This window comes from Kitasatospora sp. NPDC048545 (assembly GCF_040651155.1).
In the GTDB taxonomy this organism is placed as follows: domain Bacteria; phylum Actinomycetota; class Actinomycetes; order Streptomycetales; family Streptomycetaceae; genus Kitasatospora.
In genome coordinates this window covers 1-12,183 of the sequence record NZ_JBEZIQ010000020.1, presented here as the reverse complement: position 1 = coordinate 12,183, position 12,183 = coordinate 1, and the positions used below count along the sequence as shown (strand labels likewise).

At 71.2% G+C, this 12,183-nt stretch carries 11 protein-coding genes and 1 rRNA gene; all 12 read right to left on the bottom strand.

The window, feature by feature from the left end:
• Window positions 1-185: 185 nt before the first annotated feature.
• Window positions 186-1,589 carry a DNA polymerase IV gene (locus AB0D10_RS20150; RefSeq protein ID WP_360257989.1) on the bottom strand — a complete coding sequence of 468 codons (1,404 nt, stop codon included), beginning with the start codon at window positions 1,587-1,589 and terminating at the stop codon, window positions 186-188.
• A gap of 56 nt (window positions 1,590-1,645) precedes the next feature.
• Window positions 1,646-2,311 (bottom strand): ElyC/SanA/YdcF family protein, encoded by a 666-nt coding sequence (locus AB0D10_RS20145; RefSeq protein ID WP_360258255.1) that lies wholly within the window; start codon window positions 2,309-2,311, stop codon window positions 1,646-1,648.
• A 156-nt stretch (window positions 2,312-2,467) separates the two neighbouring features.
• On the bottom strand, window positions 2,468-3,112 hold the full coding sequence (locus tag AB0D10_RS20140; protein WP_360257987.1) for a MerR family transcriptional regulator: 645 nt from the start codon (window positions 3,110-3,112) through the stop codon (window positions 2,468-2,470).
• 223 nt (window positions 3,113-3,335) lie between these two features.
• Window positions 3,336-3,812: a bifunctional nuclease family protein gene (locus AB0D10_RS20135; RefSeq protein WP_030062493.1), complete on the bottom strand. Its 477-nt coding sequence runs from the start codon at window positions 3,810-3,812 to the stop codon at window positions 3,336-3,338.
• A gap of 97 nt (window positions 3,813-3,909) precedes the next feature.
• A complete protein-coding gene (locus tag AB0D10_RS20130; protein WP_360258253.1) occupies window positions 3,910-4,605 on the bottom strand; it encodes a MerR family transcriptional regulator in 696 nt (231 codons plus the stop codon).
• A 179-nt stretch (window positions 4,606-4,784) separates the two neighbouring features.
• The gene (locus AB0D10_RS20125) at window positions 4,785-5,666 is read right to left on the bottom strand and encodes an FHA domain-containing protein (RefSeq protein ID WP_360257985.1); all 882 of its coding nucleotides are present in this window, start codon (window positions 5,664-5,666) and stop codon (window positions 4,785-4,787) included.
• Window positions 5,667-5,892: 226 nt separating this feature from the next.
• Window positions 5,893-6,816, bottom strand: coding sequence for a DUF881 domain-containing protein (locus tag AB0D10_RS20120; RefSeq protein WP_360257984.1), 924 nt, complete (start codon window positions 6,814-6,816; stop codon window positions 5,893-5,895).
• 328 nt (window positions 6,817-7,144) lie between these two features.
• A complete protein-coding gene (locus tag AB0D10_RS20115) occupies window positions 7,145-7,477 on the bottom strand; it encodes a small basic family protein (RefSeq protein ID WP_030062488.1) in 333 nt (110 codons plus the stop codon).
• Window positions 7,474-8,574, bottom strand: a complete 1,101-nt coding sequence (locus tag AB0D10_RS20110) for a DUF881 domain-containing protein (RefSeq protein ID WP_360257982.1) — start codon at window positions 8,572-8,574, stop codon at window positions 7,474-7,476. The genes AB0D10_RS20115 and AB0D10_RS20110 overlap by 4 nt, the downstream gene beginning before the upstream one ends.
• A gap of 178 nt (window positions 8,575-8,752) precedes the next feature.
• Window positions 8,753-11,248, bottom strand: a complete 2,496-nt coding sequence (locus AB0D10_RS20105) for a mannose-1-phosphate guanyltransferase (protein ID WP_360257979.1) — start codon at window positions 11,246-11,248, stop codon at window positions 8,753-8,755.
• A gap of 124 nt (window positions 11,249-11,372) precedes the next feature.
• Complete coding sequence (locus AB0D10_RS20100) at window positions 11,373-11,993, bottom strand: CDP-alcohol phosphatidyltransferase family protein (RefSeq protein ID WP_360257977.1); 621 nt, start codon at window positions 11,991-11,993, stop codon at window positions 11,373-11,375.
• Window positions 11,994-12,091: 98 nt separating this feature from the next.
• A 5S ribosomal RNA gene (gene rrf / locus AB0D10_RS20095) occupies window positions 12,092-12,183 on the bottom strand; the annotation flags it as partial.

Here is a 12,183-nt window from a genome sequence, read left to right as displayed (position 1 = left end):
CGTCCGGCCCCGCGCTCAGGGACAGGGCGCGGGGCCCGGTCTCCGTACGTCGCGAGGGCATCACGAACGTACGGGGCCCGGCACGGTGATGCGGCCCCACCCGGTACTCCCCCACCGGGTGGGGCCGCTTTCGTGTTCCCGCCCCCCGTCGTCCCCCCGTCGTCCCCCCGCCCCTCGGCGCCCCCTCAGCGCCCGTCGTCCGCCCCGCCGTCCGTGTCCGGGTCCTCGTCCTGGCGTAGCGGCAGCGGCCGCGTCGGCTCCAGCGCCGGGTCGTCCACCGCGAAGGTCCGCACTCTCCCGGGCCCGCTCCAGGGCGTCTCGAACCGCACGGTGACCCTCCCGACGCCGCTGCCCTGCACCCAGCCCGGCCCGAACTCCGCGTGCCGGACGTCCTGTCCGGGCATCCACCGCCGCACCGTGACGGCCTCCGGCTCCTCCTCGGCGGTCTCGACCTCCTCCGCCGCCTCCGCGTGTTCCGCCACCTCCTCCCGCAGGGCCTGCGCGAACAGGTCCTCCTGGGTGTAGTCGGCGAGTTGGGCGACACCGACGCCGAGCAGCCGGACCCCGCCGGTGATGTCCACCTGTTCGGCCAGCCGTCGTGCGGTCGCGGTGATCACGGACTCGTCGTCCGTGGGTCCGCCGAGCGTTTCCGAGCGGGTCAGCGTCGAGAAATCGAACCGCCGCACCTTGAGCACCACGGTCCGCCCCGAGCGCCCGGCCGCTCGCAGCCGCCGCACGCACCGGGCGGCCAGCGCCTCGACCTCGCGCAGCACCCGCTCCCGGTCGGCCAGGTCCACCTCGTAGGTGTCCTCCACCGAGACGGACTTGGCGTCCTGGTCGGCCACCACCGGCCGCTCGTCCAGTCCTGTCGCCATCTGGTGGATCCCGGCGCCGTGCGCCCGTCCGAGCAGCTGGACCAGCTCCGTCTCGCCCGCCTCGGCGAGGTCGGCGACGGTACTCAGCCCGGCCCTGCGCAGCACCTGTTCGGTGGCCGGCCCGATCCCGGGCAGCGCCCGCACGGGCATCGGCCCGAGCACGGCCCGTTCCTGCCCGGGCTCGATCAGCACCAGGCCGTCCGGTTTGGCCTGCTCGGAGGCGATCTTGGCCATCAGTTTGGACCCGGCGGCCCCCACCGAACCGGTCAGTCCGGTGAGCCGCCGGATGTCAGCCCGCAGATCCTCCGCCAGCGCGAGCACCAGCCGCTCGCCGGTGTCGTGGTCCGTCTCCGCCAGCACCGGGCCGTACGGACCGGCCTCCAGGTCCACGAAGGCCTCGTCCAGGCTGAGCGGCTGCACCAGCGGCGACAGTTCCCGCAGCAGGCCCATCACGGTCTCGCTGACCTGCCGGTAGGCCTCGAAACGGCCCGACAGGAAAGCCGCGTTGGGACAGAGCCGCCGAGCCTGCGCCATCGGCATGGCCGAGTGCACCCCGAACTTCCGCGCCTCGTAGGAGGCCGTGGAGACGACCCCCCGCCCGCCGAGCCCGCCGACGATCACCGGTTTGCCGCGCAGGCTCGGCTTGGCCGCCTGCTCCACCGCCGCGAAGAAGGCGTCCATGTCGAGGTGGATGATGCTCGGCAGTGATCGCACCCGCCGATCATCGCGTACGGGTCCGACAGTGCGTACGAACCCGGCCGGACGCCCGCCTACGGCTGCTTGGCCGCCGCGCTCGCCAGCGCCTCGGGGATGCCGTCCTCCTTGGGGCCGAGGAACACCGGGTCCGGCCGCAGCCAGGCGTTGACCGCCGCCTTGCCCGCCCCGGCCACCTCCCGCAGCCCGCCGTACAGCCAGGTCTCGTCGTGCAGTTCCGGCACCCCGACGGCGTACGACCGGATGCCCGCCGCCTCGCAGAGCGCCAGCGCCCGCCGGACGTGGAAGTCCTGGCTGACCAGCACGGCCCGGTCCACCCCGAAGATCCGGTGCGCGCGGGTGCAGGAGTCCCACGTGTCGAAGCCGGCGTAGTCCCGGACCACCCGCTCGGCGGGCACCCCGTGCCCGGTCAGGTACGTGAACATCGCGTCGGGCTCGTCGTACTCGACCCGCCCGTTGTCGCCGGTCACCAGGATCGCTCGGACCTTGCCCTCGCGGTACAGGTCTACCGCCGCGACCAGCCGGTGCTCCAGGTACGGCGAGGGCTTGCCCTGGTCCAGCCCGGCGCCGAAGACCACCGCGACGGGCGCGGACGGCGCGCTCTCCACCGTGCCGACCCGGTCGCCCGCCGAGATCCACACCCAGGCGCTCGGTGCCAGTGCGAGCGTGCAGAGCACCGTCCCGACCTGGAACACCCTGCGCTGCGTCCGCCGCTGCCGCAGCCGTGTCCCCAGCAGTCCGGCCCTGCGCCGCAGCAGCCCCGATATCCCGGTGCCGACCCCCACGTGCCCCTCCCTCGATCGTTTCCAGGCAACACGACGAGGCCGCGGGCCCGAACGGTTCCCCGTCCGGGCCCGCGGCCCCGTCGAAGTCGGTGCTCAGACCGCCCGGTTGCGCCGCTGGGCGAGTTCGTCGGCCGGGTCCTGCCCGACCAGTGTCTCGCCGGTGTCCGTGCGTTCGGCGTGCAGCCGCCCGAGGGTGAGCTCCAGCTCCCGCCAGACCGCTCCCACCGCGATGCCGAAGACCCCCTGACCGCCCTTCAGCAGATCGACCACCTGCTGCGGAGTGGCGCACTCGTACACCGTCGCGCCGTCGCACATCAGCGTCATCCCGGCCAGGTCGGCCTGGTCCGCGGCCTGCAGGTGGGCGACGGCGACCCGGATGTTCTGGAGCGAGACGCCCGCGTCGAGCAGCCGCTTCACGATCTTGAGCAGCAGGACGTCGCGGAAGCTGTAGAGCCGCTGGCTGGTCGCCGGGTACGCCGTCCGGACGCTGGGTTCCAGCAGCCCGGTGCGGGCCCAGTAGTCCAGCTGGCGGTAGGTGATGCCGGCCGCCGCGCAGGCCGTCGGGCCGCGGTAGCCGATCAGTTCGGATGTCGGGGCCAGCCGCTCGATGGCGGGCTGCCCCGGCTGCACGGCCGGGAACCTGCCCACCCGGGACAGGTCCGTGACGGTGCGAGCGGTGCGCGGCACGTGCACGGCGCACAGGCCTCCCACGGCCGCGTCATCGCCGGTGCTGCTCATGCTTGCCTCCGTCCACTTGTGCTGCGGGCAACCCGACTGCGGGCATCGGCCACCCGGACAGCCACTCCTGACGGTAGGCAGTCCCCTATGACCCGTCAACGATCGCCACGCCGGGCCAGACAAACCACGTCACTCAGGAGAGTGGTTTTTCGTGCCCCTAGTGTGGGTAGGTCGACGGTTTTTGGCAAAACGAATAAGCCGAACAGCCGTAGTCGCGGCCCCGCTACTGCGGGCCGCCGCCCCCGAAGTCCTCGGGCGAGACCTGGTCGAGGAACTCCCGGAACTTCTCGACCTCGTCCTCCTGCTCGTCCGGGATCGCGATGCCCGCCTCGGCGAGCACCTCCTCGCTCCCGTAGATCGGCGTGCCGGTCCGCAGCGCGAGCGCTATCGCGTCGGACGGCCGGGCGCTCACCTCGACCCCGCCGGCGAACACCAGCTCGGCGTAGAACACGCCCTCCCGCAGATCGGTGATCCGCACCTCGGTGAGCTGCTGGCCGAGCGCCTCCAGGACGTCCTTGAACAGGTCGTGCGTCAGCGGGCGCACCGGCGTCATGCCCTGCTGGGCGAAGGCGATCGCGGTCGCCTCGCCGGGGCCGATCCAGATCGGCAGGTAGCGATCTCCCCCGACCTCCCGCAGCAGCACGATCGGCTGGTTGGAAGGCATCTCCACTCGGACACCCACGACGTCGAGCTCATTCACACAGGCAACCCTATGGCTCCGGTCCCGGATATGAAAGCGCAGAGCAGACGCCGCTGGTCAGCGCGGTGCCCCCGGCGTCCGGAGGCCGTTCGTACGGCTACCCGCGGGTCCGCAGAGCGGCCTGGACCATTGCGGCGTGCAGCCGCACGGACAGCGTCGCGAGCTCCCGCGCGGTGGCCTCGGCGTGGGCCCTGGTCTGCGGGTTCCGGTGCCGGCGCAGCGGTGCCACGACCTGCTCCACCAGTGCGACCTCGCGGTCCGCCGCCGCCTTCATGGCTCTCAGGTGCCGCGGCTCCAGGCCGTACCGGCCGAGCTCCGCGACCAGCCGTGCCACCTGCAGCGCCTCGCCGTCGTACCCGCCGTCCGGGCCCGGCGCGACCAGCCCGTAGGACTCCCACTCGACGAGTTCCCGCTCGCCGGCCTCGGCGGCGGCCAGCAGCTCGGCGCGCCCCAGCCGGACCCCGGACGGGACGTCGGCGGAGGCCACCAGTTCGCGGTCCGCCTCCTCCACCGGTCCGGGCCGGGTGTCGGCGGCGGAGGGCAGCGCCGGCGGGCTCTCGCCGCGCTCGATGGCGTCCAGGTGCTCGCGGATCACCCGCAGCGGCAGGTAGTGGTCCCGTTGCATCCGCAGGACGTAGGCCAACCGCTCGACGTCGGCCGGGCTGAACTTGCGGTACCCGGAGGGCGTGCGCTGCGGCTCGACCAGCCCCTCCGCCTCCAGGAAGCGGATCTTGGAGATGGTGACCTCGGGAAAGTCGTCGCGCAGGAAGGCGAGCACCGCGCCGATGCTCAGCAGTTCGTCACCGCCGCGGCGCCGCCCGGCGGACCGCTCCGCGCGGACCGGCTGCCTGGGGCCCGCGACCACCCCGCGCCCGCCGCGGTCCGCCTGCGGACCGGACGCGACTGGGGTGGCCGCCCCGAGAGAAGAGGAAGGGGTATTCGTATTCACTCGGGCTCCTGCCGACGTTGGTTTCAGTACCCCCGGTTGTGGCCGGCGAAGAACACCAGCCGGTACTTCCCGATCTGGACCTCGTCGCCGTTGTTCAGCGACACCTCGTCGATCCGCTCCCGGTTCACGTAGGTGCCGTTGAGGCTGCCCACGTCCGCGACGCTGAAGCCGGCCGGGGTGCGGCGGAACTCCACGTGGCGGCGCGAGACCGTGACGTCGTCCAGGAAGATGTCACCCTGCGGGTGGCGCCCCGCCGTGGTGACGTCGGAGTCGAGCAGGAACCGGCTGCCCGAGTTCGGGCCGCGCTGCACGATCAGCAGCGCCGAGCCCGGCGGCAGCGCGTCGATCGCCGACAGCACCTCGGCCGACAGGGCCGGCGTGGCACCGGTGCCGGTCGTGGTGTTGGGGTCGTACGACTCCAGGCCGGAGATGGAGATGGTCGACGTGGTCTCCGCCGCCCCCTCGGGCAGCAGACCGCCGCGCAGGGCGGTGCCGCAGTTGGAGCAGAACCGGGCCGAGGCCGGGTTCTGGTTGCCGCACCTGGGGCACGGAGAGGAGCCAGCCATGTTCACAGCCTCCTGGCGCGGCACACCCGACGGGTTGTGCCCGGCGTACGGGTCCGGGGCAAACCCTCCACCAGAGGTTGAGGGTCCTGACGGGAAACCTATGCGCGGGTCGCCGGAGGGGTCAACCGACGCGCCGTAGCCCGCCTGATTCCCCGCGTACTGGGCGGCGCCGCCGTCCCGGAACAACTGCTGTCCGGCGTACGGAGCGGCCTCGGGGGCGGGTCGCATGCCCGGCACCGCGGGCTCGTCCTCCGGCCGGCGGTGGCGCGCGGTGGGCGCCTCGACGGCGGCGGCGTCACGGTCCTTGTTGCGACCGAACAACTTCGAGAAGAAACTCACGGGCGAATCCCCTTGCGTGTGACAGACCCGCCCGCGGGGCAGGGTGAGAACCTCGGACGGGCTGCGAAACCGGTTGCGGCTCGGGCCCGCTGGAGTGGCACTCCGACAGTTGGTGCTGCGGTTGTTGCTCCGGAGCGTACTGGTGTGAACCAGTCTCGCCCACGTGACGGCGACGCCCCGCAGCGGGTGCCGCCGACCCCTGACGGGCCGTTCGTCGGACGCCTCGTCACTTCGATGCCGGCTTGGCGTACTGCGGCGTCTTCGGATCCACGAGGGCGTCGACGACCACCCTCTGCTGCTGGGTGATCGTCGCCCGCGCCTGGTGGCTCTCCAGCGTGCGGACGACACCTCCCGGGATGTTCAGCGCGGGTGTCAGATCCTGCGGGTTCCCCACGACGGTGAACCGATAGGGCTGCGAGACCTTCTTCCCGTCGATCTGCACCCCACCGCCCGACAGGTCGGTGAAGTAGGTGTTGACCACCACGCGCACATCGTTGATCTGAATCGCCTCCGCCCCCGCCGCTCGAAGTTCCTGCAGGGTGTCCAGCAGCATATCTGCCTTCACCTGCCCTTGGGGATCATCGACCGTGAGTACGATGCCCGGACCAGTGGCTTTGACGGTACCGGCGAGAACACCGAGTTCCGTCACCTTCTTCCTGGTCTGTTCCTGGGCCTCCTTGGCCTGGTTGGAGCTGTTCTCCAACTTCGCCAGGGACTGCTCCAGCTCCGCCTTCTCCTGCTGGAGACGCTGCTGACGGCTGTCCAGTTCGTCGAGGATCCGCACCAGGTCCTCCTGGCGGGCCCCGCGCAGTTGGCTGTGGTGGTCGTTGGTCGACCGCACCTGGATCGCGAGCCCCAGGCCGAGCGAGAACAGCAGCAGCGCCACCACCAACTGTCCGCGCGACAACCGCGGCGGCCACAGCGCCGCCTGCAGGCGCCGCCGACCGGCGCTGCGGTCCACGGCGGCGGGCGGCTGCGCCACGGCCTCCTCCGCGACCGGCTCGGGTTCGGACTCCGGCACGACGGCGGGCGCGGGCTCGACGGCCGCAGCGGCCCGGGCGGCCGGCCCGGGCGCGGGCACCGGCCGGGCCGGCGACTCGGGCGCGCGCTCCGGCCCCGGTGAACGCTCCGGCAGGACCGGCTTCAGCAACCTGAGCGTCGGCTCGGGCGTCGAGGCGGCCTCAAGCTCAGCCTCAGCGTCGGACTCCTCCTCCGCCGGTGCCGCCCCGGCATCCTCGGCACACCCGTCGGCGTCCGCCGGAGCAGCCGGCCGGGTGTCCGCGCCCTTCTCCGGCCCGGGCGCCTCGGTGCCCTCCTCGACGACCTTCCCGGCCGTCTCCTCGGTCCTCTCCTCGGTCCTCTCCTCAGCCGTCCTCCGGTCCGGCTGTGCAGGCGGCTTCCCGACGGTCCGCTCAGCGGTCCGCGCGGCCACCGGCGCCTCCGGCTCCCGCTCCTCCTCCGCCGCCGTGCGGCCCGACTCAGGCACGGAAGACATGGCGCCGGATCGCGGCCGCGTTGGAGAAGATGCGGATGCCGAGGACGACGACCACGCCCGTGGACAGCTGCGAGCCGACGCCCAGCTGGTCACCGAGGAAGACGATCAATGCCGCGACCACCACGTTCGACAGGAACGAGACGATGAACACCTTGTCGTTGAAGATCCCGTCGAGCATCGCCCGGACACCGCCGAACACCGCATCGAGCGCCGCGACCACCGCGATCGGCAGGTAGGGCACAACGGCGTCAGGCACCTCGGGTTGGACGAAGAGGCCGACGACCACCCCGATCACAAGACCCAGTACGGCAATCACGGTCTGGCTGCTCCTGTCCCTGTCGTGGTCTTGGCGGTTCCGGTCGACGGGCGCCGCTTGGGGGTCGGACCACCGCTGGTCGCGGTTGGTGAAGCGGATGGTGAAGCCGGTGGGGCCGATGGTGAGACGGACGCGCCTGGGCTCTCCGGAGTTCCGGGGCCGGCCGAGGACGTTCCGCCCGCCGCGGGCGTGGCCGGGGGGCTCGCGGCCGACGAGGACTCGGGCGTGACCGGCTGCGCGGTCCGCAGCGTCACCCCCACCGCCGCCGGCAGCGTCAGGCTCTTCTGCGTGGAGAGCGTCGACTTGATGCCGTACTTCTCCTGGAGCAGCCGCAGGTACTGCCCGGCCATGTCGTTCTCGAAGGCGGTGAGGAGCTTCGGCCCGTCCCCGATCGCCTGGATGCTGTACGGCGGCACCAGCGGCCGGTTGTCCACCAGCACTGCCTCGCCCGCGGCCCGGATCGCGGAGAGCGCGGTCAGCCGCTGCCCGTTGATCGCGACGGCCTCCGCCCCCGACCCCCACAGTCCGTTCACCACCAGCTGCAGGTCGCGGTCCCGCAGCCGGCCGCTGTTGGAGAAGCCCTGCCCCGCCCGCGGGTCGACGTTGCCGCCCGCTCCCGTCCCCGCGGCGTCCTCCAGGACCAGCTTCATGCCCGGCCCGGTGACCTCGCCCAGCCCCACGGCGCCGGTCAGACCACCCGTGTCGCCCTCCCCCGAGGCGAGCGCCTGCTGCTGCGTGCTGTCGACCTTGCGCCGCAGCTCCTGCACCTGCTTCTGCATCTGGTCGGCCGCAGTGTTGCTGTCGTTGATCCGGTGGATCAACGCGTCCCGCTCCTTGGCCAGCGACGGCTCGGCCTTGTGCGCGTTCACCGCGCCCACCGTCACCACCGCTCCGACCAGCGCCAGACCCGCGCCCAGCGTGAGCAGTCCCCGGAGCGTTCCGGGTATCCGGCTGTCGTGGGCACCGCCCCGCGCGGCGGCCGCTTCGGCGTAGCCCTCGTCCAGGCTGTGGTCCATCACGTTGGTCAGCAGGGACATCGAGGCGTCCGGGCGGTTGTACCGCCCGTTCGGGGCACTCGGCGTCGGCGTTGCTGGCATGCGGACCATCGTCCCACGACGACGAGGGGGCCCGTGCACGGCCCCTGAGCTGCACACACGGCGCACACATGACGGAAGTGGCGGATTATTCCGAATGAGGTGAAATCGGACAGCGGGGCGCACGAACGATGCCGCGCGCCCCGCCGATCGGGGCCGTACCGTCACCGACTCCGGGTCGTCACCGCCCGGCGCCCTCGACCACCGCCGCCCATTCGTCCAGCAGCGCCTCGGTGGCCTCGTCGTCCGGGCCCTCCGCCCACAGGTGGGTGGTCGCCTCGGCCGGATCGGGCAGCACCAGCGTCCAGCGCCCGTCCGCCTCGACCACCCGGACACCGTCGGTGGTGTCCAGCCGCCGGCTGCCGGCCGCCTCCACCACCGAGCGCATGACCATGCCCTTGGCCGCCCAGGGCGTCGCAATGTCCCGGCGCCGGATGTGCGCCTGCGGGATCCGCGCGTCGATCTGGCTCAGCGTGAGCTGGGTCCGCGCCACCAGGCCGACCAGCCGGACGAAGGCCGCGGCCCCGTCCAGCACCCCGCTGAACTCGGGCACCACGAAGCCGCCGCGCCCGTCCCCGCCGAACACCGTGCCCTCGGCGGAGGCCGCCTTCGCGAGGTCGTCCGGGGTCGTCGTGGTCCAGATCACCTGGGTGCCGTGGTACGCCGCGACCTGCTCGGCGATCCGCGTCGTGGTCACCGGGAGCGCCACCTGGCCACTGCGTCGCTCCGCCGCCACCAGGTCCAAGAGCACCAGCAGCGCCCGGTCGTCGTCGATCACCCGGCCCAGCTCGTCCACGAACGCGACGCGCTCACCGACCGGGTCGAACCGGACACCGAAGGCTGCCCGCGAGGAGGCCACCAGCTCGCCGAGCCTGGCCAGCCCGGCCCGCCGCGTCTCCGCGTCCTCGGTCGGCCGCGCCTCGTCGAGCCCGCTGGAGACGGTGAGCGCCTCCACCCCGAGCCGGCCGAGGATGCTCGGCAGGACCAGACCCGCACTGCCGTGCGCGGTGTCCACCACCACCTTCAGCCCGGCTTCCCGGACCCCGGTGGTGTCCACCGTCCGCAGCAGGTTGCCCGCGTAGGAATCGAAGACGCTGGACGGGAAGGTCAGGTCCCCGATCTCGCCCGGGAAGGCCCTCCGGTACTCCTGGCGCGCGTAGACGCGGTCGAGTTTGCGCTGCCCGGCCTGCGAGAGATCGGCGCCCCGCTCGTCGAAGAACAGGATGTCCAGCGAGTCCGGCACCCCCGGGGTGGTCCGCAGGAAGATCCCGCCCGCGCTCCCCCGGGCCGTGTGCTGCCGGGCCACCGGCATCGGCACGTTCTCCAGGTCGCGGACATCGATCGCCGAGGTCTGCAGGGCCGAGATCATCGCCCGTTTGAGCGCACGGGCACCACGCGAGTGGTCACGCGCAATGGTGACGGTGGCACCCTTCTTCAGCGTCGTCGCGTAGGCCCCGGCCAACCGGACGGCGAGCTCCGGGGTGATCTCGACGTTCAGGATCCCCGACACGCCGCGGACGCCGAAGAGGTGCTCCTGCCCGCGCGACTCCCAGATCACCGAGGTGTTGACGACGGCGCCGGCCTCGATGGTCTTGAACGGGTAGACCCGGACGTTCGCCCCGATGATCGACTCCTCGCCGACCAGGCACTCGTCCCCGATCACCGCACCGTCCTCGATCCGCGCGGCCCGCATCACATCGGTGTTCTTGCCGACCACGCAGCCGCGCAGGTTGCTCTGCGGCCCGATGTACACGTTGTCGTGCACCACGGCCTTGTGCAGGAACGCGCCGCGCTTGACGACCACGTTGCTGCCCAGCACGGTGTGCTCGCGGATCTCGACGCCGGCCTCGACCTTGGCGTAGTCCCCGATGTACAGCGGCCCGCGGAGCACCGCCTCGGGGTCCACCTCGGCCCCCTCGGCGACCCAGACTCCGGGCGAAATCTCGAACCCGTCCAGCTCGACCTCGACCTTGCCCTCCAGGACGTCCGCCTGGGCCTTGCCGTAGCTCTCGTGGGTGCCGACGTCCTCCCAGTAGCCCTCGGCGACGTATCCGTAGACCCGCTTGCCCTCCTTCAACAGCTGGGGAAAGACGTCGCTCGACCAGTCGACGGACTCACCCGCCGCGACGTAGTCGAAGACCTCGGGTTCCATCACGTAGATACCCGTGTTCACCGTGTCGGAGAAGACCTGCCCCCAGGTCGGCTTCTCCAGGAAGCGCTCGACCCTGCCGTCGTCGTCCGTGATCGTGATACCGAACTCCAGTGGATTCGGCACCCTGGTGAGACAGACGGTGACCAGCGCGTCCTTGCTTCGGTGAAAGTCGATCAATTCGGAGAGATTGAAGTCGGTCAGCGCGTCACCGGAGATCACCAGAAAGGAGTCGTCCTTGAGCGCGTCCTCGGCGTTCTTGACACTCCCCGCCGTGCCCAGAGGTGTCTCCTCGTGGGCGTAGGTCAGATGCATGCCCAGCTCTTCACCGTCACCGAAGTAGTTCTTGACCAGTGACGCCAGGAACTGCACGGTGACCACGGTGTCGGAGAGGCCGTGCCGCTTCAGCAGCCGAAGCACATGCTCCATGATCGGCCGATTGGCGACCGGAAGCAGTGGCTTCGGCATGCTGGAGGTCATCGGGCGGAGTCGAGTGCCCTCGCCCCCTGCCATTACAACGGCTTTCATTACGGGTGCGTCCTCCTTCGCGGTGGTGGACCAGCAGGTCCATCAAACCGTTCCAGAGGGTTCTCTACCCGGAAGGTATCGTCCGACGCACCGGTGGAGCGTGGGGCTTCTCTCAGATCACGTCTCAGACTGCGGACGCCGAGCCCGCCGGACGCCCCTTGATGATCTGCCGCGCCTGAACCGCGTACAGAATGGCCGCCCACCAGTACAGCGTGGTCCCCCACCAGATGAAGGCCCAGCTCACCACCTCGGCCGGCCGCGCGATCCAACTGTCCACACTGCCGAGCAGCAGGAGCGGAAACGCGTACATCAGGTTGAAGGTGGCGGCCTTCCCCAGGAAACTCACCTGCAGCGGCCCGTAACCGTGCTTGTTCAGAATGGGCAGCAGCGCGGCGATGAACACCTCCCGGGCCAGCAGAATCGCCGTGAGCCACCACGGCAGAATCTCACGCCAGGTCAATCCGACCAGCGTGGACAGCACATAGAGCCGGTCGGCCAGCGGGTCCAGCACCTGGCCCACCCGACTGATCTGCCCCCACCGCCTGGCGAGCTTTCCGTCCAGGTAGTCGCTGATTCCACTGAGCATCAGGATCAGCAACGCCCAACCGTCATTGTTGGGCCCCCCGAAGACCGGCCACAGAATGAGCCAGAGAAAGAGCGGAACGCCGACCAGCCGGCCCATGCTCAGCAGGTTGGGGATGGTGAGGACGCGATCGGTCTGGACCCGCGTCTCCTGGACCTCCACCCGGGGGCCTCCTGTACCGTGTGAGGACAATGCACGTTGACCATACAACAGAGAAGCCCCCGTCCGGTTCACCCGGCGGGGGCTTCTCTCGAAGAATTGTTCGGCGGCGTCCTACTCTCCCACAGGGTCCCCCCTGCAGTACCATCGGCGCTGTGAGGCTTAGCTTCCGGGTTCGGAATGTAACCGGGCG